This is a genomic window from Kitasatospora sp. NPDC022856, from assembly GCF_055561235.1.
Map to the genome: position 1 here is coordinate 232,554 of NZ_JBVHHE010000005.1, position 23,091 is coordinate 255,644.

At 74.1% G+C, this 23,091-nt stretch carries 19 protein-coding genes; 7 read left to right on the plus strand and 12 right to left on the minus strand.

Annotated features, from left to right (window positions below; translation table 11 throughout):
• The first annotated feature begins 56 nt into the window (after positions 1 to 56).
• Positions 57 to 893 (plus strand): ATP-grasp domain-containing protein, encoded by an 837-nt coding sequence (locus ACZ34W_RS08595; protein WP_465602690.1) that lies wholly within the window; start codon positions 57 to 59, stop codon positions 891 to 893.
• A 55-nt stretch (positions 894 to 948) separates the two neighbouring features.
• Here the strand turns inward: ACZ34W_RS08595 and ACZ34W_RS08600 are convergent, their stop codons facing one another.
• Both ACZ34W_RS08600 and ACZ34W_RS08605 read right to left on the minus strand, forming a co-directional pair.
• Entirely contained in the window at positions 949 to 1,995 is a 1,047-nt protein-coding gene (locus tag ACZ34W_RS08600; protein WP_465602692.1) for a cytochrome P450, read from the minus strand.
• Between the two features lie 81 nt (positions 1,996 to 2,076).
• Positions 2,077 to 2,154, minus strand: coding sequence for a tryptorubin family RiPP precursor (locus tag ACZ34W_RS08605; RefSeq protein WP_350540985.1), 78 nt, complete (start codon positions 2,152 to 2,154; stop codon positions 2,077 to 2,079).
• Between the two features lie 615 nt (positions 2,155 to 2,769).
• On the opposite strand from ACZ34W_RS08605, the gene ACZ34W_RS08610 reads away from it, so the two are divergent.
• The gene (locus ACZ34W_RS08610) at positions 2,770 to 4,041 is read left to right on the plus strand and encodes a serine hydrolase domain-containing protein (protein WP_465602694.1); all 1,272 of its coding nucleotides are present in this window, start codon (positions 2,770 to 2,772) and stop codon (positions 4,039 to 4,041) included.
• A 46-nt stretch (positions 4,042 to 4,087) separates the two neighbouring features.
• On the opposite strand, the gene ACZ34W_RS08615 is transcribed toward ACZ34W_RS08610, so the two are convergent.
• The 5 genes from ACZ34W_RS08615 to ACZ34W_RS08635 form a co-directional block, all read right to left on the minus strand.
• Positions 4,088 to 5,083, minus strand: a complete 996-nt coding sequence (locus ACZ34W_RS08615; RefSeq protein WP_465602696.1) for an aldo/keto reductase — start codon at positions 5,081 to 5,083, stop codon at positions 4,088 to 4,090.
• 117 nt (positions 5,084 to 5,200) lie between these two features.
• Positions 5,201 to 5,530, minus strand: coding sequence for a hypothetical protein (locus ACZ34W_RS08620; RefSeq protein ID WP_329486162.1), 330 nt, complete (start codon positions 5,528 to 5,530; stop codon positions 5,201 to 5,203).
• Positions 5,531 to 5,645: 115 nt separating this feature from the next.
• Entirely contained in the window at positions 5,646 to 5,951 is a 306-nt protein-coding gene (locus ACZ34W_RS08625; RefSeq protein ID WP_465602698.1) for an SHOCT domain-containing protein, read from the minus strand.
• 52 nt (positions 5,952 to 6,003) lie between these two features.
• Positions 6,004 to 6,471 (minus strand): DUF6325 family protein, encoded by a 468-nt coding sequence (locus ACZ34W_RS08630; protein ID WP_465602700.1) that lies wholly within the window; start codon positions 6,469 to 6,471, stop codon positions 6,004 to 6,006.
• Between the two features lie 163 nt (positions 6,472 to 6,634).
• Complete coding sequence (locus ACZ34W_RS08635; RefSeq protein WP_465602702.1) at positions 6,635 to 8,011, minus strand: hypothetical protein; 1,377 nt, start codon at positions 8,009 to 8,011, stop codon at positions 6,635 to 6,637.
• A 359-nt stretch (positions 8,012 to 8,370) separates the two neighbouring features.
• Here ACZ34W_RS08635 and ACZ34W_RS08640 point away from each other — a divergent pair, with 359 nt between their 5' ends.
• From ACZ34W_RS08640 to ACZ34W_RS08650, 3 genes are all read left to right on the plus strand, one after another.
• Positions 8,371 to 8,823 (plus strand): DUF7144 family membrane protein, encoded by a 453-nt coding sequence (locus ACZ34W_RS08640; RefSeq protein ID WP_442906765.1) that lies wholly within the window; start codon positions 8,371 to 8,373, stop codon positions 8,821 to 8,823.
• A gap of 99 nt (positions 8,824 to 8,922) precedes the next feature.
• Positions 8,923 to 10,536 carry an MFS transporter gene (locus ACZ34W_RS08645; RefSeq protein ID WP_465602704.1) on the plus strand — a complete coding sequence of 538 codons (1,614 nt, stop codon included), beginning with the start codon at positions 8,923 to 8,925 and terminating at the stop codon, positions 10,534 to 10,536.
• 88 nt (positions 10,537 to 10,624) lie between these two features.
• Positions 10,625 to 12,121 (plus strand): aminopeptidase P family protein, encoded by a 1,497-nt coding sequence (locus tag ACZ34W_RS08650; protein ID WP_465602706.1) that lies wholly within the window; start codon positions 10,625 to 10,627, stop codon positions 12,119 to 12,121.
• Positions 12,122 to 12,140: 19 nt separating this feature from the next.
• Here ACZ34W_RS08650 and ACZ34W_RS08655 read toward each other — a convergent pair whose 3' ends face one another.
• The 5 genes from ACZ34W_RS08655 to ACZ34W_RS08675 form a co-directional block, all read right to left on the minus strand.
• Positions 12,141 to 13,064, minus strand: a complete 924-nt coding sequence (locus tag ACZ34W_RS08655) for an LLM class flavin-dependent oxidoreductase (protein WP_465602708.1) — start codon at positions 13,062 to 13,064, stop codon at positions 12,141 to 12,143.
• Between the two features lie 266 nt (positions 13,065 to 13,330).
• A complete protein-coding gene (locus ACZ34W_RS08660) occupies positions 13,331 to 15,904 on the minus strand; it encodes an ABC transporter permease (protein WP_465602710.1) in 2,574 nt (857 codons plus the stop codon).
• A 55-nt stretch (positions 15,905 to 15,959) separates the two neighbouring features.
• Positions 15,960 to 16,739, minus strand: coding sequence for an ABC transporter ATP-binding protein (locus ACZ34W_RS08665; protein WP_465602712.1), 780 nt, complete (start codon positions 16,737 to 16,739; stop codon positions 15,960 to 15,962).
• 185 nt (positions 16,740 to 16,924) lie between these two features.
• The gene (locus ACZ34W_RS08670; protein ID WP_329486154.1) at positions 16,925 to 17,623 is read right to left on the minus strand and encodes a response regulator transcription factor; all 699 of its coding nucleotides are present in this window, start codon (positions 17,621 to 17,623) and stop codon (positions 16,925 to 16,927) included.
• Positions 17,620 to 19,341 (minus strand): sensor histidine kinase, encoded by a 1,722-nt coding sequence (locus tag ACZ34W_RS08675; RefSeq protein ID WP_465602714.1) that lies wholly within the window; start codon positions 19,339 to 19,341, stop codon positions 17,620 to 17,622. Before ACZ34W_RS08675 ends, ACZ34W_RS08670 begins: the two co-directional genes overlap by 4 nt.
• Before the next feature lie 427 nt (positions 19,342 to 19,768).
• Here ACZ34W_RS08675 and ACZ34W_RS08680 point away from each other — a divergent pair, with 427 nt between their 5' ends.
• Together ACZ34W_RS08680 and ACZ34W_RS08685 are read left to right on the plus strand one after the other, a co-directional pair.
• The gene (locus tag ACZ34W_RS08680; protein ID WP_465602716.1) at positions 19,769 to 21,448 is read left to right on the plus strand and encodes a carbohydrate binding domain-containing protein; all 1,680 of its coding nucleotides are present in this window, start codon (positions 19,769 to 19,771) and stop codon (positions 21,446 to 21,448) included.
• A gap of 140 nt (positions 21,449 to 21,588) precedes the next feature.
• Complete coding sequence (locus ACZ34W_RS08685) at positions 21,589 to 22,881, plus strand: MFS transporter (RefSeq protein ID WP_465602718.1); 1,293 nt, start codon at positions 21,589 to 21,591, stop codon at positions 22,879 to 22,881.
• The last annotated feature ends 210 nt before the right edge of the window (positions 22,882 to 23,091 follow it).

Genomic DNA, 23,091 nt, shown 5'->3' on the forward strand with positions numbered 1-23,091 from the left:
CGGGCCCGGACCGGCCGGTGGGTATGTTGGGCCGCCACCGACCGAGGAGCCGCCACGTGCCCGCCCGCCCCAGCGTTCTGTTCGTGACCGACCTCGCCTACCAGGCCCGGGGCCGGCGGTACTGCGACGAGGACATCCGGCTCTCCGCCCGGCTCCGGGCCGACTTCGACATCGCGCTCTGCCACCCCTTGGACGCGGCCGCGCTGATGGACGGCTTCGACGCCGTGCTGGTCCGCAACAGCGGCCCCGTCCTGCACTACCAGGAGCGGTACGAGGCCTTCCGGGCCGCGGCGGAAGCACGCGGCACCCGGGTCTACAACCCGCTCACCGGGCGCGGTGACATGGCCGGCAAGCAGTACCTGCTGGACCTCACCGAGGCCGGGCACCCGGTGATCCCCACCGTCGACCGGCCCGAGGACCTGGACCGCCTGCCCGGCTGCGCCCAGTACGCCGTCAAGCCGAAGGCCGGTGCTGACTCCATCGGCCTGGCCTTCGTCGACCCGGACGGGCTGGCCGGCCTCGCGTACGGCGACATCCTCGTCCAGCCGCGCGTCGACTTCCGCTACGAGGTGTCGTTCTACTTCGTCGACGACGCCTTCCAGTACGCGCTGTACGCGCCGGATGCCGAGCGGCGCTGGATCCTGGAGCCGTACCACCCCACCGACGCGGACCTCGCCTTCGCCCGGGGGTTCATCGACTGGAACACGCTCGACCACGGGATCCAGCGGGTGGACGCCTGCCGTGCCCCGGAGGGGGAACTGCTGCTGGTCGAGCTGGAGGACCTCAACCCCTACCTGTCGCTGGACCGCGTGGCCGAACCGGTCCGGGAGGCCTTCGCCACCGCCCTGACGGCCTCGCTGCACCGGTTCCTGGCCGGCGCGCCCCTGGGCTGAGGCGGGCGGCCCGTGCCGTCCGGGACCGGGAGGGGCCGGGCCCGGACGGCACGGCTCAGCGCCGGACCAGCCGGACGTCGGAGACTTCGAGCAGGCCGTCGAGTTCGACCTTGCCGACGGTCTGCTCCGGGTTCACCACGAGACCGTCCCGGCGCACGATGTCGAGGAGCCGTTCGGCCAGCGGCATCACCATGTGCCGACCCCAGCAGCGCTCGTTCACATGGCCGAACGGGAGGTACCCGGGGTGGTCGTCGGGGTCGAGGTCGGCCCAGCGCTCAGGGCGGTAGCTGTCCGGGTCCTCCCAGAGCCGCGGGTCGCGGTGGCTCACCAGCGGGAGGATCAGCAGGTCGTCCCTGGCCCCGATCCGGTCGTCCACCGCGGTGAACTCGGGGGAGGCCATCCGCAGGATGTTCCAGGACGGCGGCAGCAGCCGGAGGGACTCCAGCAGGACGTCCCGGTTCGACACGCCGTCCTCGAAAGGCGAACCGAGCCAGAGCGCATTCGTCACGAGGGCGGACACGGTGAAACAGATCGGGGCGGCGACCCTCCGGTAGAGGTACATCGCATACCGGCGGTCGTCATAGCTCTCGGCGTCCAGCACGCGGGCCGCCAGATTGGACAGCGGGATTTCCGTGCCGGGCTTTCCGAGCATGGCGGTGCCGGCCGCGACGGCCGCCCAGGTCAATTTCGGCGTGAGTTCCAGGCGGCGGTCCACCAGGACGCGGAAACGGAAACTCTCCCGGCCGAAGACGAGATCCCGGAGATAGACGTGCGCGACGTGCGGCCATTTCCCGGTGAGGTCGACCTCGTCGCCGAGGGGCTTCTTCAGCGCCGCGCGGACGTCGGCGGAGACGGCCTGCATGAGCGCCGACGCGTCCGTCCGGGTGACGGACCGGCCCTGGACGGGCTTGAAGGTCGGGCGCTCGGAGTCGTTCGCGGGCCGGCTGCGGAGCAGGCTGTCCATCAGGTCGGCGCCGGCGACCCCGATGGTGTCGTGCTCCAGACGGAAGAGGTCCGCCCCGCGGTACCTGCGGAGAAGTTCCTCGATCCGCGGTGCGAAGACGGTGGCCCGGGCGCTCCTGCCGGTACTGGACATGGGCATCGGTGAACTCCAAGGGTGAAAGGCGCGGGCCCGGTGAGACGACTGCTCACCGGGCCCGCGCCCGGTAGACGAACTACCCGACTAGATCCAGCCGTACCACGCGTAGGCCTTCAGGCTCTTCTCCGGCATGACCTTCTTCACGAAGTGGACGAGCTTCATGGCAGTACCTCCGTCTGGCGGTGAACAGGACGAATCATGCAAAGGCTCGACGGGTGTGCGGTGATTACTCGCTGAATTCCGCGATCCGCTTTCTCGTCGCTCCGAAGTCAAGCCCGGGGCCAATAGAGCGTCAAGTGACGCAGCTCACTCGCCGCTCCGGCGGGCCGGTGGGTTTCACCGTCGACTGCTGCCGATTGCCGACGGAAGGGGCGGAATGGTCCGACTTGGGCGGATCGTGCCCATCGGAGAAGTTGCGCGGCCGGGGCGGCCGGGCTTCCGCGCAGGTCGCGGCGCTGTTCCGGGTGGCGGCCGGGTGAACGGGGGGCGTCCGGCGCACGGCGGGGCGAGGGCGGTCCGCCGCGTACGGAGGGCCGACCGAACGTTAGGTTTGCCCGTTCGGGCAAGGCGGGTGCCCCAGCGCTCCGGAGTGTGCCCGCAGGGTGGGCGGCGCGCTGTCATGGCATCGTCACTGACCGTCGACCGAGGGTCGGTCCGCATGGTCCGGCTCGCGACCCGAGCGGTGACGGACAGTCAACATCTGTCACGCAGAGGAGATATGATCTTGGTCTGCGCGGACCCGCCGCGCGGGATGCCAACGAGACAGGGGACTTGTCGATGGTGACGATCGGGCTCACGCGTGCCGGAGCACTGGCGGCCGCCGCCGCGCTGATGACGACCGCCTTCGGGACGGGGGCGGCCGCCGCGGCGCCGCGGGCCGCCGCACCGCCCCTCCCGGACACCACTGCCGTGCGGACCGCACTGCGGAACACCCTGGACGCGGGCGCCCCCGGCGCCTTCGCGGTGATCAGGGACCACGGCCCGGGCGAGCGCGAATGGTCGCTGACGATGGGCAAGGCCGACCTCGGCGGCGCCTCGATGAGGGTGGACCGGCAGTTCCGGGTGGGCAGCAACAGCAAGATGTTCGCCGCCGTGCTCGTGATGCGCCTGGCCGAACAGGGGCTCGTCGACCTGGACAGGCCGCTGCGCGACTACCTGCCGCAGGGCACTCTGCCCGAGGGCTGGACGATGACCGGCCGCCAGGTGATGCAGCACCGCGCGGGCATCTACGACCACACCGACGACCTGCTCGAACAGAACGGCGAGGAGACCACGAGCGCCTTCGAGGCACGCATCCGCAACACCGTCTACACACCGCGGGACTTGGTGGCGCTCTCCGTCAAGCACGGGGTGCGGAGCGCCCCGGGGGCGGCGTACGCGTACTCCAACACGGACTACGTACTGATGGGAATGGCGGTCGAGCACCTCACCGGCCGGGCCTACGCCGACGTGCTGCGCGAGCAGATCATCGAGCCGCTGAAGCTGCGGCAGACCTCCTTCGTGGTGCCCGAGAAGCGCATCGCGGGCCCGCACATCACCGGCTACCTGACCAACGACGACCGCGCCAAGCCGCTGCTGGACTCCACCGAGCAGACCGCGTCCTGGCTGTGGAGCGCCGGCGGCGTCATCTCCTCCGCCGCCGACATGGACCGCTTCCTCACCGCGCTGGTCGCGGGCCGCGCCGGCGGGCTCGTCTCGGACGACTCGCTGCGGCAGCTGACCGCCGTCCTCCCCACGCCCACGGCGAAGGTCGGCTACGGACTCGGGATCCGCCAGATCGCGCTCTCCTGCGGGACCGTCCTCGGCCACGGAGGCATCGTCCAGGGCTTCCAGACCCAGAGCTTCGTCACCCCCGACGGTCGGCGCAGCGTGGTGGTGTTCGCCAACGCCTCCAACAACGGGGCCGTCACGACGGGGCTGATGAGCGTGCTGGAGCCGGCCTTCTGCGGAGAGCGGCCCGCCGCCCCGGCGGCCCGGACCGCGCCGGCCGCGGCCGGCGGCGGCGCGTCGGACCGCGTCGTCCCGGTGGTGGAGGACACCCGCGTCTGACCGGCCGCGGGCCCGAGCCGGCTGCGGCGGGCCGTCCGGCCCGGGCTCACTCCCAGGGCAGCGCGGCGCGGCCGCGCCAGTACGCCTCCGCGGGCTCGGCGAGCACGGTGAGCGCGGCGAGGTCCGCGGCGGCGAGGTCGAGCCCGGCCGGGGTGAGGTTGGAGGCCAGCTGCTCCGGGGTGGCCGCGCCGGAGAGCACGATGTCGGCCCAGGGCCGGGCGGCGGCCGCGGCGAGGGCGAGCGCGTCGCAGGAGGCGCCGGTGCGGGCGGCCAGCTCGCGCAGCGCGGCTGTCCCGGGCCCGGTCGCGTTGCGGTCGGCGAGCCGGCCGTTGGCCATGCCCTCCTTGACCACCACCAGCCAGCCCGCAGCGTGCGCCTCGGCCAGGGCGGGCCCGGCGGACGGCTCCAGCAGGTTCCAGGTGGACTGGACGGCGGCGAACAGTGGCCGCCCCGCCACGGTCACCTCCAGGGCCGCCCGGACGGTGGCGGCCTGCGCCGGTCCGCTGGTGGACAGGCCGATCCGGACGCCCTCGGCGGCCAGCGCCGCCAGCCGCTCGTGCAGCGCCCGGTCGCCGAGCGCCGGGCTGTCGGGGGTGACCGAGTGCACCAGGTACACCTGCGGCAGGCCACCCAACAGCTGCCTGGTCTCCTCGATCTGACGGTCGAACACCGCCGTCGAGTGCTCCTTGACCTCGTGCACCGGCACCCCGGAGGCCCGCCAGTCGGCGGTGTAGGTGTAACCCCACTTGCTGCCGATCACGACCTCGGGCGCGAGCCGCGGCCGGGCGGCGAGCCACCCGCCGACGAACTCCTCGGCGCGGCCGTAGGAGCGGGCGGTGTCGAAATAGCGCACCCCCGCCGCGTAGGCGGCGTCGAGCAGGTCGTGCGTCCGCTCCCGCATCGCCTCGACGGTGCGCCCGGCCGGCAGGTCGAGCTCGCGCCCGAGCGTGATGTAGCCGGGCCGCCCGACGGCGGCGGTGCCCAGGCCGAACCGCGCGAGTGACGGTGCGGCGGCTGGTCCGGTGGCGGGTGCGGTCGGCATGGGCGGGGTCCCTTCGGCGGTCCGGGCGCGGCGGCGGTGGTCCGCCACCCGCATCCGAACCCTAACTTCCGCCGGGGGAGCGCCTCCGACCTGGCCCGACGCCGGCCGTCGACGCCGTCAGCCGTACCAGGAGACCTCGGTCGGTCCGGCCCGGCGCGGCACCTCGCGTTCGGGCATCGGCAGCCGGGTGTCGCCGTCGACCAGGGTGGCGGACGGGGCGCCGCGGACCGCGCCGGGCAGTTCGGCCTCGACGGTGACCGGGCGCGGCGGGGTGGTGGGCAGCGTGGTGCTGAGCGGGCACACCTGGGCGTGGTGGCCGGGGATCCGCTCGGCGGCGACCTCCTTGCCGTCGACCAGCAGCTCCACCGCCCGGGTGCCGCCCAGGTGGATGCCGACGGTGACCGAGCAGCCGGCGTACTCGCAGTGGAAGTGGTACTCGCGGCTCATGGGACCGCCTCCCTGTCGCGGCAGACCGGTGTTCACCGGCTGCGTCGGGGCACCGGCCGGGGCGAAGGCGCCCTCGCCGTGGCCGCCGGCCCGGGGTGCGGGCGGGCGCCGCCGGTCAGGAGCCGAGCAGACGGGACTTCTGTGCCGCGAACTCGGCGTCGGTGAGCACGCCCTGGTTCTTGAGTTCGGCCAGCTGCTTGAGCTGGTCGAGCCGGGTGGCCATGTCGTCGGGCTCGGCGGCGGGCGCGGCGGGCGCGGCGGGTGCCGCCTGCGGTGCGGCGGGCTGGGCCTGGGCCTGGGCCTGCGGTGCCTCCTGCTGGGCCCAGCGGCCGGCCTGCCGCCGGGAGACCCGGTTGGAGACGGCGGTCGCCGTTCCGGCGACGACGGCGGTTCGGGCGACGCCGCGAAGGAGTCCTGGCATGGCGAAACCTCCTTGACCTTCGGGGTGGGGCGAGCGGACGGGCAGGGCGGGTTCAGCGTCCGTCCTTGCCCTCGGCCGCTTCGAGGGAGGCGAGGATCGCCTGGACGGGGATGCGGCCGTCCGCGACCAGCCGCGCCCCGCTGCGCCGGAGGGCGGCGGCCAGCGGGCCGGCCCAGACGTTCTCGTAGACGAGGACGGCGGCGGAGCTGCCCGGCTCCAGGACGGCGGCGGCGTCGGCGAGGTCCTCCTCGTCGAGCAGGCCGGAGGAGACGCCGTCGAAGACGGCGAGGTCGAGCAGGCCGTCACCGGTGAGGTCGGCGAGTTCGAGGCCGGTGACCGAGCCGTCCGTCTCCTTGCGGACGAAGGTCAGGTCGAGGATCCGGATGATGCCCCGGTCGACCAGGTCGACCAGCAGTGGCAGTCCTTCCCCGGTCATCCGGCTGCCGGGGAACTCGACGACGATGTAGTCGATCGGTCCGGTCTCGTTCAGCTCGTTCAGCTCGTTCAGCTCGTCGCTCATGTCGGGTCCTCTCCGGTCGGCCGGGCGGAGGCTGTCGGCCGATGCCGTGGCGGTACGCGCCCGGGAGGGCGGCGCGCGGTGCCCGCTCCTGCCATTCCAGCAGTGCCCGCCGCACCGCGCATCCCGGCCCGGCGGGGCGGCCCGGGAGCCGGGCGGCGGGCGCTCAGGCGTGGGTCGGCGGCCCGGTACCGGAGACGGTGCCGGGCCCGGGGCCCGGGGCTCCGTCCGGGCCGGTGACGGTGCCCGGGCCCGGGCCGGTGTCGAGGAACTCCCGGATCAGGAAGGCGAGCAGGACCACCAGGGTGATCCACAGGACCACCGCCGTGGTCGGGTAGTTCCAGGTGGCCAGGACGACCGCCGCCACGGCGAGGATCAGGGCGCCGATCCACCGCTTGAAACGGTGGACGAACGGGCCGACCGGGCCCAGCCGCATCCCGATGCCGAACAGCACCTCGCGCAGGGCGTCGACCATCCGGCGGCAGGCGGTGCGGATCGCGACGGCGGCGCGGGACGGCCCGATCAGGAGCGCGCCCAGGGCGGTGACGACGGCCACCGCGAAGACCACCCGGATGCTCGCGCGCATGAACCGGATCAGGGTGTCGTAGACGGCGCCAGCGGCGGCCTGGTTCGCACCCGGTGGCAGGCGGTCGAGGTAGTACGCGCGGAAGACGGTCAGGACGATGCCGAGCAGCAGCATGGCGAGTGCCACGCCGACGGCCGCGCCGACCAGGCCGCGGCGCCGGTTGGAGGCGAGGAAGACGCCGCCGGCGGCCACCAGGACGGTCACCACCGGGAGCCACGATCCCATGATCTCCAGCAGCCGGAAGTACGTCTTGACCTTGCCGATGTCCTCGGACTGGAAGACCACGAAGTCGGTGTGGACCTCCGGGATCTTGGAAGCGATCCCGAGGCCGGCGTCCACCAGCTCGGTCTTCACCTTCGCCACGATCGGCGCGATGTCGATGCCGACCTGATTGTTGGTCAGCGTCACCGCGCCGCCGCCCTTGCCGGTGAGGGCCTTGTCGAGGGCGGTGTGGATCAGCCGGTTGGCGTCGACCCAGATCGACTCGAAGGCACTGCTGGTCACCACCCGGTCGACGGTGGTGTGCACCAGGTCGTTGAGGCCGCTGGTGATGGGCCCGCTCAGACCGCCGATCAGGTTCGCGAGCGGGGCCGGCACGCCCTGTTCGGCGGCCGCGTCGGAGAGCTGCTTGACCAGCCCGTTCACGTCGATCTGGTCCAGGACGACCTGGGTGACCCGGGTGGTGACGGCGTCCTGCACCGCCGGATCGGTGGCCAGTGGCGCGACCGTGGAGACGTAGCGGTCGGTGTTGCCGACGATGTCGCTCGTCCAGACCGCGAGGACGGAGATCAGCGAGAGCAGCGACGCGATGACGATGACCACCACGGATCCGGAGGTCCGCAGCCGGTGGTGTTCCCGGTGGCGGGGCGGGGTGGTGCGCTCCAGCGCGGCGATCCGGGCCTTCAGGTGCTCGACCTCGTCCGGCGGTTGCGGCGCGGGCCTCGGTGGTGGTTCCACCGCGGGCCGCGTCGGTGGCTCCGGGGCGGAGGCAGCCGGCGGCGGAGCAGGGTGCGGAGGCCGGTCGCCGGGCGGTTCGGCGCCGTTCGCTCCTGTGGGATCCGCTCCGGAATCCGTCGGGGCCATCGCACTCTCCCTGGGGTCGGACGCTTGCCCCGCCGGGGAGCGCACGTGGTGACAGCTCCTCCCCAGCAGAGCCGCACACGCCCCGGCCCACCAGCGGGAACGGCCGTACGGGTGGCGGCCGGGGCTCCGGCACGGGGCGCGCCCGCGGCGGGGGTGTGGAACGCTGGAACGTGGAGCCGCCGCCGGGTCCGGACCCATGGGCCTGCCGGCTCCCCGAGAGTTCGGAGGCCCTCATGGCCGGCAATCTCAATCCGCCCCCGCCCACCGGCGCCGATCCGGCACCGCCCGCGGGCTCCTCGGGGCACCTGCTGCGATCCGGGTGGATCGTGCTCGCGGGGATCCTGATGGTCTTCGGCGGGACGATGGCGATCTTCGAGGGGATCGCGGCCATCGCCAAGGACGATCTGTTCGTCCGGACGAACGACTACGTGTTCCGCTTCAACCTGACCGGCTGGGGCTGGATCCACCTCATCCTCGGCCTCCTCGTCGTGCTGGCCGGGGTCATGGTGTTCACCGGAGCCGTGTGGGCGAGAGCCGTCGGCGTCGTCCTGGCGGGGTTCAGCCTGATCGCCAACTTCCTCTGGCTGCCGTACTACCCCTTCTGGGCCATCGTGCTGATCGCCGTGAACATCTTCATCATCTGGGCCCTGTGCGCCGGGACGTTGCGCGGGCGGGACGTGGTCTGACCCCGGGTGCGGCGCGCCCGGCGCGCCGCACCGCAGACCCGCTCCGACCGGCCGACTCCCGGGTGGCCGTGTCCCGCCGCCGCTGCGACGATGCGGCCCATGACACCCAGCGCAGGCACTTCCTCCGCGGTCGGCGGGTTCGTCCTGCCGACCCTCGCGGCCGGCCAGTTCCTGATGGCGCTCGACAGCTCCGTCATGAACGTCTCCATCGCGACGGTGGCCGACGACGTCGGGACGACGGTGGCCGGGATCCAGGGCGCCATCACGGCGTACACGCTCGTGATGGCGATGTTCATGATCCCGGGCGGCAAGGTCGGGAAGCTCATCGGCCGGCGACGGGCGTTCATGATCGGCTGCGTCATCTACGGCTGCGGTTCCCTGACCACCTCGCTCGCCCCCAACCTGGCTGTTCTGCTGTTCGGCTGGTCCTTCCTGGAGGGGGTCGGGGCGGCCCTCATCCTCCCGGCGATCGTGGCGCTGGTGGCCGGCAACTTCGCCGCCGGGCGCCGACCGGCCGCCTACGGGTTCGTCGCCGCGGCGGGGGCGGTGGCGATCGCGCTGGGGCCGCTCATCGGCGGTGTCGCGACGACGTACTTCTCCTGGCGCTGGGTCTTCGCCGGCGAGGTCGTCATCGTCCTCGCCATCCTGGTGTTCGCCCGCCGGCTCGCCGACGCCCCGCTCGCCGACCGGGCCGGGCTCGACCTGGTCGGCGCCCTGCTGTCCGCGCTCGGGCTCGGGGTCTTCGTGTTCGGGGTGCTGCGCTCCAGCTCCTGGGGGTGGTTCGTGCCCAAGCCGGGTGCGCCCGGCTGGCTCGGCATCTCGCTCACCGTGTGGCTGCTGCTGGCCGGTGTGCTGCTGATCCGGCTCTTCCTGTACTGGGAGACGCGCGTCGTGGAGCGCGGCGGGGAGCCGCTCATCGACCCGGACCTGCTCGGCAACCGCCGGCTCACCGGCGGTCTGACGATGTTCTTCTTCCAGTACTTCATCCAGATGGGCGTGTTCTTCGTCGTCCCGCTCTACCTGTCCGTCGCCCTCGGCCTGTCCGCCCTGCGGACCGGCGTCTGGCTGCTGCCGCTCTCGCTGACGCTGCTGGCCGCCGCGGTCCTGATCCCGCGCCTGTTCCCGGACGTCTCACCGCGCCGGGTGGTGCGGCTGGGGACGCTGGCCCTGCTCGCGGGCGCCGTCACCCTGCTCGCCGCGCTCGACGCGGACGCGGGTGCGGAGATCGTCACCCTGCCCCTGTTGCTGATCGGCCTCGGGATGGGCGCGATGGCCTCGCAGCTCGGCGCGGTCACCGTGTCGGCCGTCCCGGACGAGCAGAGCGCGGAGGTCGGCGGCATCCAGAACGCCGTGACCAACCTCGGGTCCTCGATCGGCACCGCGCTCGCCGGGTCGATCATGATCGCCGCCCTGACGGCCTCGTTCCTGACCGCCGTGGAGCAGAACCCGGCGGTCCCGGCCGAGGTCGCGGACCGGGCGGCCGTCCAACTGGAGAGCGGCGCGCCCTTCCTGTCGGACGTCCAGCTCACGGCGGCGCTGGACGAGGCGGGCACGAGCCCGGAGGTCGCGCGGGCGGCGCTCGACGCCAACGCGGCCGCTCGGCTGGACGGTCTGCGGGCGGCCCTCGCGATCCTCGCCCTCACCGCCGTCGTGGCGCTGTTCTTCACCCAGCGGATTCCGACCGTCCAGTCCGGCCGCGAGACGCCCGCGTAGTCCCGGGCGCCTCCTCGGGGTACCGGGGGTTTCTGTGCGGGGTGTAGATGTGTGACATGTGAAATGGTAGTTTCCCCGTGCGGCCGACATGCGGCCGACGTGCAGCGGGCGTGCGGCGGACTACGGTGAACGGAGACGACGGGTGGAGCAGCAGGGCGGGGCACGCGGAGCCGGGGCGCAGGACCGTGCGGCGCCGGCCGCGCAGGCCGAGTGGTTCCACCACGGCTGGGCCGACACCGGGACGACACTGCCGCTCCTGCCCGGTGCGGCCTTCGCCGCCGCGCGGCGCGCGGCGCTCTCCGAGCGGTTCCCCGGAGAGCGGATCGTCGTCCCCTCGGGCGGGCTCAAGGTCCGCAGCAACGACTTCGACCACACCTTCCGGCCGCACTCCGCGTTCGTCCACCTCACCGCGGAGCAGGGCACGAGTGCCGTCCCCGACAGCGTCCTCCTCTTCGAGCCCACCGGGACCGGGCACGAGGTCACCCTGTTCACCCGGCCGCGGTCGCCGCGCGACGGCGGGCCGAACGGCGCCGAGTTCCACAGCAGCCGCCGGCACGGCGAGTTCTGGGTCGGTCGGCGCCGGACGCTGTCGGAGACCGCCGACGCGATCGGTGTCCGGGCCGCCGCCCGGGACGACCTGGAGCGGGCGCTCGCCGGACACGTCCCGACCCGGGTGGTGCGCGGCGAGGACGCGCTCGTCGACGCACTGGTCCGGCCGGCCCACCGGGCGGAGGCCGAACTGCTGACCTTCCTCGCGGAGTCACGGCTGGTCAAGGACGCCTGGGAGGTCGAGCAGCTGCGCACGGCCGTCCGGTCCACGGTGGCCGGGTTCCACGACGTGGTCGGCGAGCTGCGCCATGCCACGGGCCTCGCGCGGGGCGAGCGCTGGATCGAGGGCACCTTCAACCGCCGCGCCCGGCTGGACGGCTACGGCCTGGGCTTCGAGACCATCGCGGCGGCCGGCGCGCACGCCTGCGTCCTGCACTGGATGCACAACGACGGCCCGGTGCGGGACGGCGACCTCCTCCTGCTGGACGCCGGGGTCGAGGCCGACTCCTTCTACACCGGCGACGTCACCCGGACGCTGCCGGTCTCCGGCCGCTACACCGACGTCCAGCGCCGGGTGTACGACCTGGTCTTCGCCGCTCAGTCGGCGGGGATCGCGGCCCTGCGGCCCGGCGCCCGCTACGGGGCCTTCCACGACGCGGCGATGCGCGTGATCGCGGACGGGCTCGACGCCTGGGGCCTGGCACCGGACGGCGGGCCGTCCCTCGCCGAGTCCGGCCGGTACCGCCGCTTCACCGTCTGCGGCTCGGGGCACATGCTGGGCCTGGACTGCCACGACTGCGCCGGTGCCCGCGGCCAGGCCTACCTGGACGGCGTCCTGGAGGCCGGCCAGGTGCTGACCGTCGAGCCCGGACTGTACTTCCAGCCCGACGATCTGACCGTCCCCGAGGAACTGCGCGGGATCGGCGTCCGGATCGAGGACGACTTCCTGATCACTACCGACGGCGCGCAGTGGCTGTCCTCGGGCCTGCCGCGCCAGGCGGACGAGGTCGAGGCCTGGATGGCGTCGTTGCGGTAGCCGTGGAGCGGGTCCGCGGTCAGGGCAGCGGGGCGGCGCCGCGGTGGGCGGGCGCGATCTCCTCCAGGACGTGCGCGGGCGTGGCGAACGGCCCGGACTCGCGCGGGTAGTGGACCACCAGCTCCGTGAAGCCGAGCTCCGCGCAGCGCCCCGCGACCTCCTCGAAGGCCGCCGCCGAGCGCATGGTGGGCAGCGGCGAGAACCCGGTCAGCAGGGTGCGGCCGAGTGACTTCGGGTCGCGGCCCTCCTGCTCGCAGGCCGCGTCGAGACTCTCCAGCCGCTGGGCGAGGCCGGCCCAGGTCGAGGCCTCGGTGAGGGTGTCCTTCGGCAGCTCCGCGTCGTCGGTGACGGCCCAGGACGCGCCGTACCGCGCCACGGTGCGCATGCCGAGCGGTCCGGTCGCCGCCAGCAGGAACGGCACCCGGGGCCGCTGGACGCACCCGGGCTCCAGCCGGGCGTCGATCGCGTCGAAGTAGCGGCCGCGGAAGGTGGTCCGCGGCCGGCCCTCGGGCGCCCCGGTGAGCAGCCGGTCCAGCAGTTCCACCGATTCGCGGAACCGGCCGCCGCGTTCCGTCACCGACCAGCCCGTGTCGGGCGCGCCCTGGCCGAGCACGATGCCGTCGGCGTCGGGCGCGCCGGCGCCGTAGCCGAGGACGAACCGGCCGCCGCTGATGGTGTCCAGCGTCATGACGTCCTGCGCGAGCGGCACGGGGTGGCGGAAGTTCGCCGAGGAGACCAGCGTGCCGAGGCGGATCCGGGAGGTGGCCCCGGCGGCGGCCGCCAGGGTGGGCACGGCGCCGTACCAGGCGCCGTCCGGCAGGCCGCCCCAGGTGAGGTGGTCGTAGGAGTAGGCGGCGTGGAAGCCCAGCTCCTCGGCGCGCCGCCAGAGCGGGGCCGCCTCGGGGAACGGCCGGTCGGGCAGGATGCAGACGCTGACGCGCACGGGGACTCCAGCCTGTCGGTTCGGTTCGGTTCTGCCGCCGCGTGGCGGGGCGGTACCCGGCCGGGCGCCGTCGCCGCCCGACCGGTCGCGGTCCGCGGGGGCGTACGGCAGGAGGAACGATCCGCGGCACCGCCCCGGTTCGACGGTGCCCGCGCCCGGGGCCTCCTCGATGATCTCGCGCCCCGGCCGGGTGCGGCGACCGGGGCGCGGCCGAACCGGCGGGGCTGACAGGACGGCGGGCGGCGCGTACCCGCGCCGGCCGGGCGCTACTGGGCGTTGATCGCCCGCAGGGTGTTCAGGCGGGCCGCCCGCCGGGCCGGCCAGACCGCCGCCAGCACCCCGATCGCCGGGCCGAGCAGCAGGAACAGGCCGAGCCGCGCCCACGGCAGCACGATCCGGTACTGCGGGAGCGAGGCCCGGGCCAGGCTGCCGCAGGCCCAGGCCAGGAAGATCCCGGTGCCGATGCCGAGTACGGCGCCGAACAGCGAGATCACCACCGACTCCAGCCGCACCATCCGCCTGACGCCCCGGTCGTCCAAGCCGATCGCGCGCAGCAGCCCGATCTCCCTGGTCCGCTCGAAGACGGACATGGCCAGGGTGTTGACGACGCCGAAGACGGCGATCACGACCGTCATGCCGAGCAGGCCGTACATCATGGTGAGCATCGTGTCGATCTCGCCGGACTGCGCCTTCGTCAACTGCGCCCGGTCCTGCACCTGGAGGAGCGGGCTGTTGCCGAGGGCCTCGCGGATCCGCTGGTCGAGGTCGCGGGTGCGCCCGTCGGCCGCGGCCTCGACCAGGACGCTGTCGAGCCGGCCGCCGACGGCGTACGGCAGGACGTCGCCCAGGGTGCCCACGGCGCCGCCCACGGTGCGGGTCCGGCGGTAGACACCGGCGACGGTCAGCTCCCTGGTCTCGCGGCCGAAGCCCAGCGTGCCCGGGAAGGTGTCGCCCTTCGACAGGCCGGTCTCCTCGGCCAGCTGGTCCGAGAGCGCGACCCTGCCGGGGCCGAGGTCCGCGAGCGAGCCGCTGCTGAACTCCAGGTCGGAGACCGCGGCGAGCTGCCGCGGGTCCGCGCCGGTGAACGTGGCGGTCCGGCCCCGCACGCCCAGGGTCGAGGAGGCGACGGGCACCGCCCGCGCGACGCCGGGGACGTCGGCGACCTTGCCGGCGAGCGCGGGGTCGATGCCGCCGTACCCGGCGTTGGACACCTTGTAGTCGGCGGTCAGGCCGCGCACGGCCGCGTCCTGGAGGGCGGCGTCGGTGGAACCGCCGGTCACGCTCAGGCCGGTGATCAGGGCCAGCCCGATCATCAGGGCCGAGGCGGTGGCGGCGGTGCGGCGCGGATCGCGCAGCGCGTTCTCCTCGGCGAGCCTGCCGCTGACGCCGAAGAACCGGGTGGTGACCGTGCCCGCGAGCCGGATCAGCGGGCGGGACAGCAGCGGGGCGATCACGATCAGGCCGGTCAGGGTGAGCAGCGAACCCAGGGCGGCGGCCTGGAGGTTGGCGTCGGCGCCGTCCCTCCGGGTGGAGACGTACAGCAGGGTGAGCAGGCCGAGGCCGGTGAGCAGTCCGCCGAGGCTGTTGCGCAGGAGCATGCCGCGCCGGGGCGGTGCCTGGTCGACGGTGCTCAGCGCCTCCACCGGGGCGGTCTTCGCGGCCCTGCGGGACGGCAGCCAGGCGGCGAGCACGGTGACGCCGACGCCGGTCAGGAGGGAGCGCAGGAGGGTGTCCGCGGAGATCACCAGGGGGCCGTCCGGCAGGCCCGCGCCGGCCGCGTCGAGGATCGGCCGCACGGCGGTCGCGATACCGGTCCCGAGCGCGATGCCGGCCGCCGAGGCGCCGAGGCCGAGGAGCGCGGCCTCGGCGAGGACGGCGCGGACGACCTGGCGGCGCGAGGCCCCGACGGCGCGCAGCAGCGCGGTCTCCCGGGTGCGCTGGGCGATCAGCATGGTGAAGGTGTTGGCGATGATGAAGGCGCCGACGAACAGGGCGATCCCGGCGAAGGCGAGGAGCATCCGGGTGAGTTCCTTGGTGCTCTCGGCGATCTGCGCGGCCTGCTCGCGCGCGAGCCGGGCTCCGCTGGTGACCGTGATGCCCTCGGCGGGCAGCAGCTCGCGGATCCTGCCGGTGAGTTCCTCGGCGTCGGTGCCGGGCGCGGAGCCGACGGCCAGCTCGTCGAAGCGGCCGTCCTGGAGGAAGAGCTGCTGGGCGGTCCTGGTGTCGAAGAGCGCGAGGCTGCCGCCGGCCCGCACCCGGGGGTCGTCGGTGTCGACGGTGCCGACCAGCTTCTTGGTCAGCGCGGGGCCCCGGGTGGCGAAGCGGACGGTGTCGCCGACGCGGTAGCCGGCCCGCTCGGCGGTCCCGCGGTCCAGGGCCAGTTCACCGCTGTCGACGGGGCCGCGGCCGGCGCTGAGCGGGAACCGGGCGTCCCGGTCGCCGTGGGCCGCGTCCGGTGCGTAGTTGGTCGCCAGGTTCTGCCAGCTGGTGTCGGCGTCGAGCGGCCGGCCGTCCTTGGCGGCCAGGGTGGCGGTGCCGTTGACGGTGGGGCGCACGGAGGTGACGCCGGGCACGGTGCGGACCTTGTCGGCGAGTTCGCCGGTGAGCGCGGTGGACACGGTGTCGTCCGCCCCGGTGTCGGAGCCGCGCCGGGCCTCGGCCTGGACGGAGACGGCGACGTCCTTGAGGCTCCTGGCTGAGGCGCCGCGCAGGGCCTCCGCGACGGTGTCGCCGAAGACGAGGGTGCCGGAGACGAAGGCGACGCCGAGGGTGATCGCGAGGGCGGTCATGATCAGGCGGGCTCGGTGCGCGAAGACGTTGCGCAGGGCTGTTCGCAGCATGGCGGTGGTCCCAGTTCGGAGGTGCGAGGGGGCGGGTGGGGCGCGGGGAGCCGGGTCAGCTCGTGCGGGCGCCGGTGTCGAAGCGCCGCATCCGGTCCAGGACGGTCTCGGCGGTCGGGGCGAGCAGCTCGTCGGTGAGCCGGCCGTCGGCGAGGAAGACCACGCGGTCGGCGTGCGCGGCGGCCGCCGGGTCGTGGGTGACCATCACCACGGTCTGGCCCAACTCCCGTACGGACTCCCGCAGGAAGCCGAGGATCTCGGAGCCGGCGCGGGAGTCCAGGTTGCCGGTCGGTTCGTCGGCGAAGACGATCTCCGGACGGGCGGCGAGGGCGCGGGCCACGGCGACCCGCTGCTGCTGGCCGCCGGACAGCTGGGCGGGGCGGTGGCCCAGCCGCCCGGCGAGGCCGACGGTCGCCACGACGGTCTCCAGCCACTTCCGGTCCGGCCGGCGGCCCGCGATGGCCATCGGCAGCGTGATGTTCTCCAGCGCGGTCAGGGTGGGGAGCAGGTTGAACGCCTGGAAGACGAAACCGACGCTGTCCCGGCGGAGCCGGGTGAGCTGCCGGTCGCTCAGGCCGGACAGTTCGGTGTCACCGATCCGCGTGGAGCCCGCGCTGACCGCGTCGAGACCGGCCATGCAGTGCATCAGCGTCGACTTGCCGGAGCCGGAGGGCCCCATGATCGCCGTGAACCGGCCGCGTCCGAACTCGACCGAGACCGAGTCCAGCGCGACCACCCGGGCCTCGCCCCGGCCGTAGACCTTGCTCAGTCCGGTGGCCCGGGCGGCGGCGGGGCCGGGGGAGACGGGGGCGGTAACGGCTTCCTGCGGTGACATGTCGGCTCCGGGCTACGGGGAGAGGGTCGGTGACTGACTCTCATCCTCGGCGCGCCGCGGCGCCCGACCGTCGGCCTCAGGGTGTGACCGGGGCGTCTGCCGAAGGTCGGGCCCGGGGTGGTGCCTCCTCCCCGCGGCGGACGGCCGTCTCTGTCGTCCGGCAGAGACGGCGTACCGGCCGGTGCTCAGGACAGCAGCCCCGCCCGATGGGCGAGGACCGCCGCCTGGACGCGGCTGTCCGTGCCGGTCTTCACCAGGACGGCGCTGACGTGGGTCTTCACCGTGCCCACGCCGATGCCCAGTCGGCGGCCGATCTCCGCGTTGGCGAGACCCAGGCCGAGCAGCGCGAGGACGTCGCGCTCGCGGCCGGTGAGCGCCGCCAGTCGCTGGTCGGGGACGGCGCCAGGGGCCGGGGCGGCCGGCGTACCGGCACCGGTGTCGAGCATGCGGTCGATGACGCTCCGGGTGACCTTGGGCGAGAGGACGGCGTCGCCGCCGGCGGCGGCCCGGACCGCGCTGATCAGCTCCTGCGGGCCCTCGTCCTTGAGGAGGAAGCCGGTGGCACCGGAGCGCAGCGCGCGCGTCACGTTCTGCTCGTCGCCGAAGGTGGTGAGCATGACGACCTGCGGCCCGGGGTCCAGGGCGAGGAGCCGCTCGATGGTGGCGAGCCCGTCGAGCACGGGCATCCGGATGTCGATCAGGGCCACGTCCGGGCGGGTCTCGGCGGCGACCCGGACGGCCTCCTCGCCGTTCGCCGCCTCGCCGACCACCTCGATGCCCTCGGCGTGGCGCAGGATCAGCCGGACTCCGTGCCGGATCAGTTCCTCGTCGTCGGCGAGCAGGACCCGGATCGGGTGGTGGACGGCAGGGGGGAACTCGGTCACGGGGACTCCCACGGTGGTGTGCGCGACACCATGGGCACGGTGAAGCGGTCGATCGTGGCCAACGTATCGCCACGGAAGCAGAGCCGGGTGATGGTGAGCCGGTCGCCGCCCTGCGGGGCGGCCTCGTCCGTGGGGGTGCCCTCGGCAGCCGGGGCCGGCGGTGTCGGGTCGGCGTAGCGGAACGTCGGGTAGATGCAGCTCGTCACGGACTCCGCGCGGGCCGGCTCCCGGCCCGTCGCCGCCGCGCGCACCGCCGGGTCGTCCCCGTAGACGGCCCGCTCCACCATCGCGCGGGACATCCCGATCCTGGGCGGCTCGGGATCGCGGGGGGCGGGATCCGGGGACGCCTGGGAGACCAGCAGGAGACCGCACATCATCAGCACGCCGACGCCCGCGAGGCCGAGGAACCCGCTGAGAGCCTTTACGACGCGGCGTCGGAGACCGGCGGGCGGGTGGTCGGCGTGCGGCTCGGAGGGCGCCTCGCGCGGCGGGGCGCCCGCGGCGGTGAGACTCGCTCCCGGGTCGGGGCGGGCCGGGATCCGCGCGGCGACCGCGAAGCCCCCGGCCGGCGTCGGGCCCGCCTCCAGGGTGCCGCCGAGCAGCGCCACCCGTTCCCGCAGCCCGACCAGTCCGCGCCCGGTGCCCAGGCCGGTCGCCGCCTCGGGGGCCACTGGCGGAAGGCCGTTGCGCACGAGCACCTCCACCCGGTCCTCGGTGTGCGTGACCGCCACGGTGACGCGGGCCCCGGCGGCGTAGCGGTGCACATTGGTCAGCGACTCGCGTACCACGCGGTGCACCGCCCGCCGCACCTGGGCGGCGCGCTCGTGCAGGTCGGGGCCGTCCCAGGTGAGCTCGACGGGTATGCCGCCGGTGCGGGACTCCGCGGCCAGCGCCTCGACGTCGGATCTGGTCCCGGTGCTGTCGGTCAGCGCGTCCGTCCCGGTGTCCCGGCCCAACGGGCCCAGGACGCCGAGTACTTCGCGCAGCTCCCGCATCGCGTCCCCGGTGGCCCGGCGGACCAGGGCCGCCTCGTCCCGCAGGTCCGGCGCCTCCTTCCGCAGGGCCATCTCCAGGCCGCCCGCGTGCAGCGAGATCAGGCTGAGCCGGTGGCCGACCAGGTCGTGCATCTCGGCGGCGATCCGGGAGCGCTCGTGGATCCGGGACTCGCTCTCCGCGAGCCGGCGGGCCGCCTCCGCGGCGGCGGCCCGCTCCCGGAGCGCCCGCAGCAGCCGGTCCTCCTGCCCGCCCGAGCCGCCGAGGAGCCCCGGCACCACCAGGGTGGTCGCCGCGAGTACGGCGCCGAGCGCGAGCCCGAACGCGTGGCCGCCGAGCCCGATGGCCGGGGCGAGGAGGGCGCAGACCAGCGCCGCCAGCACGGCGGAGGCGAGCAGCACGGTGCTCCGGCGCCGGGGGGCGGTCAGGTGCTTGGCCGAGGTGTACGCGGTCACGGCGGCCGGCAGCCCGGCGGGGGGCAGCAGCCCGACGACGACGGAGGTGCCCAGCAGGCTCAGAACGGGGAAGCGGCGGCGGACGGCGAGCAGGACGAGGACGACGGTACCGAGGAGGAGCTGGATCTCGCCGGCCGGGCCGCGGCCGCCCAGGATCAGCTGGGTGAGGAGCATCAGCGCCGCGCCGCCGGTCGTCTCCGCGAGGGCGCGCCACAGCCCCCGGCCCGGTTCGCCGGGGGCCGTGAACGGATTTCGGGAGAGGGGGGCCATCGGCCCATTGTCGGGGGCGGTGCCGCGGGTCCTTGTGCGACCTGGGGATGAGCTGCGGCTCTGTCGAAAGTCGGAGAGCCGGTGTTCCGCCGTCACCGGGCAATTGGTCCAGACCTATTGACGGGCCTTGTCGCCCCTCCTACGATCCGGTTCGGCACAGCCCCACATGTCCCCACCTCACCCAGAGCCGGGCGTCACGCCCCCACGCGTCGGTCATGTCCATGACGCTCGGCGGGAAAGGGAGCACAGCATGTTCCGTCGAAGGTCGCGTACGCCACGTCCGTCGGGCGAGCCCCGACCCAGCCAGGACCACGGCCGCCTCGGAGGCGACCGGACCGGGAGCGAGCCGCTCGGGGCTCCCGGCCTCCAGCGGGCGACCGCGGCACGCGCGTCGCGGGCCGGGCGGCCCGGGCGCGGACAGACCGTCATGATGCGTTCCCTCGCCGGGGTGAGCGTCGCCGCCGTCCTCGGGGCCGGCCTCGCCCTGACCGGCTCCGTCACGGCCGGGGCGGCCACCACCAACCTGGTGGCCAACCCCGGGTTCGAGAACGGACTCGCCGACTGGACCTGCACCGGCGGCTCCGGCGCGGCCGTCGGCAGTCCGGTCCACTCCGGCACCTCCGCGCTCAAGGCCACGCCGACCGGCCTGGACAACGCCCAGTGCACCCAGACCGTCAGCGTGCAGCCCAACTCCCAGTACACGCTGAGCGCCTACGTCCAGGGCAGCTACGTCTACCTGGGCGCCACCGGCTCCGGCATCACCACGGCGCCGTCCACCTGGACGCCGAACAGCGCGACGTACAGCCAGCTCAGCGTCGGCTTCACCACCGGGGCGACCACCACCTCGGTGACCGTCTACCTGCACGGGTGGTACGGGCAGCCGGCGTTCTACGCGGACGACGTGTCGCTCGCCGGCCCCGGCGGCAGCAGCCCCACGCCGACCGCGACCCCGACGACCGCGCCGCCGACGACGACGCCGCCGACCACCACCCCGCCGACCACGACGCCGCCGACCACCACCCCGCCGACCACGACGCCGCCGACCACCACCCCGCCGACCACGACGCCGCCGACCACCACCCCGCCGACCACCGCTCCGCCGACCACGACGCCGCCGACCACCACCCCGCCGACCACGACGCCGCCGGGTGACACCTGCCCGACGAAGCCGAAGCCCTCGGGCAAGGTCCTCCAGGGCTACTGGGAGAACTGGGACGGTGCCGCGAACGGCGTCCACCCGGGCATGGGCTGGGTGCCCATCACGGACAGCCGGATCGCCGCACACGGCTACAACGTCATCAACGCCGCGTTCCCGGTGATCCTCTCGGACGGCACCGTCCTGTGGCAGGACGGCATGGACGCCGGCGTGAAGGTCTCGACCCCCGCCGAGATGTGCCAGGCCAAGGCCGCCGGCGCGACGCTCCTGATGTCGATCGGCGGCGCCGCCGCGGGCATCGACCTGAGCTCCAGCACCGTCGCCGACAAGTTCGTGGCGACCGTCGTGCCGATCCTCAAGAAGTACAACTTCGACGGCATCGACATCGACATCGAGACCGGCCTGTCCGGCAGCGGCAGCATCACCACGCTGTCCGCCTCCCAGTCCAACCTGATCCGCATCATCGACGGTGTGCTGGCGCAGATGCCCGCGGGCTTCGGCCTGACGATGGCCCCCGAGACCGCCTACGTGACCGGCGGAAGCGTCACCTACGGGTCGATCTGGGGCTCCTACCTGCCGATCATCAAGAAGTACGTCGACAACGGCCGCCTCTGGTGGCTGAACATGCAGTACTACAACGGCAGCATGTACGGCTGCTCCGGCGACTCCTACCAGGCGGGCACCGTCCAGGGCTTCACCGCGCAGACCACCTGCCTGAACAACGGCCTGACCATCCAGGGGACCACCATCAAGGTGCCCTACGACAAGCAGGTGCCCGGTCTGCCGGCCCAGCCCGGTGCGGGCGGCGGCTACATGGCGCCGGGCCTGGTCAGCCAGTCGTGGAACGCCTTCGGCGGCTCGCTGAAGGGGCTCATGACGTGGTCGGTCAACTGGGACGGCTCGAAGGGCTGGAGCTTCGGCGACAACGTCAAGTCCCTCCAGGGGCGTTGATCTCCGCCGATCCGCTGCTGACAGCCCGCTGACCGCACGCGGGACGGACCCGGGAGCGCCCCCTGCTCCCGGGTCCGACCGGTCCGACCGGTCCGACCGGTCCGAAAGGCGCTTGTGGGGGCGCTGTTAGCCTGGTTCGCATGATCATCGGGAAACGTGTCGGCCCACGGACGCCCACCGCGCCGGAGTCGAGCCGCCCGCAGCGCGCCCTCATCCTCGCGAGCTTCGTCAGCCGGGTGGGCAACGGGCTGTTCAACACCGCCGCGGTGCTCTACTTCACGCTGGTGGTGCACCTGCCCGCCGCCCAGGTCGGCGCCGGCCTCACGGTCGCCGGTCTGGTCGGGCTGCTGGCCGGGATCCCGGCCGGGAACCTGGCCGACCGGTACGGCCCGCGCACGGTCTGGCTGACGGCCCTCGCGCTGCAGGCCGTGACGATGGCCGCCTTCGTGTTCATCCAGGACTGGGCCACCTTCACGCTCATCGCCACCCTGGACCGGCTGGCGGCAACCGCGGGCGGCGCCGCGGGCGGCGCGCTCATCGCCCGGACCGGCGGCGAACGCCCGGCCGCCTTCCGGGCGAGGCTCCGCACCTTCGTCAACCTCGGCGTGGTCCTGGGCACCCTGGGCGCGGCCTTCGCCGTCTCGGTCGACACCCGCGCGGCGTACACCGCGCTCATCCTCGCCAACGCCGCCAGCTTCGCCGGCGCCGGCCTCGTCGCCCTGGTCGGCGTCCCGAACTACCGGCCGCTGCCCCGGCCCGAGGAGCACCACCGCTGGGCCGTCCTGGCCGACCGCCCGTACGTGTCCTTCGTCGCGCTCTACGGTGCGATGGGCCTGCAGTACCAGACCGTCTCCCTGCTGCTGCCGATCTGGCTCTCCGCCCACACCGACGCGCCGCGCTGGACGGTGGCGGCGGTCTACGCGGCCAACAGCGGGGTGTGCGTGCTGCTCCAGAGCAGGATCGGCTCCCGGGTGGAGACGCCGCGCCAGGGCGGCCGGGCGTTCCGGCTGGCGGGGCTGCTCTTCCTGGTCAGCTGCCCCTTGATGGCCCTGACCGCGGACGTTCCGGTCTGGGTCGCGCCGGTGCTCGCCCTCCTCGCCGTCGCGGTGCACAGCCTCGGCGAGGTGTGGGAGTCCTCGGGCGGCTTCGCGCTCGGCTTCGGCCTGGCCCCCGACCACGCCCAGGGGCAGTACCAGGGCTTCCTCGGCATCGGCTTCGCCGCCGGGCAGGCGCTGGCTCCGCTGGTCCTGACGACCGCGGTCCTCGGCCTCGGGCACGCGGGCTGGCTGCTGCTCGGCGTGTTCTTCGCGGCCCTGGGCGCGGCAGGCCCGCCGGTGGCGGCCTGGGCCGGACGCACCCGCCGCCCGGCTCCCGACCCGGCCCACGCGACGCGGGACCGGCCCGAGGAGGCCGCGCTCCCGGACTCCGCCTGACGCCCTGCCGAGACCGTGCCGCAGACCGGGAGCGCGTGCCCCGGCGGGCATCTCGTGGCCCTCCGGACGCACCCGGGAGAACGAGGCCGCTACCGCCGGCAGTCACCGCGCCATCGGGCGGCGGTGTCGGCGAAAAACAAGCAGGCATGATTGCTTTTTCTCCGTGCCGGTGCCACGCTGCTGCCCGACGGCAAGCGTGGCGAGTGCGGG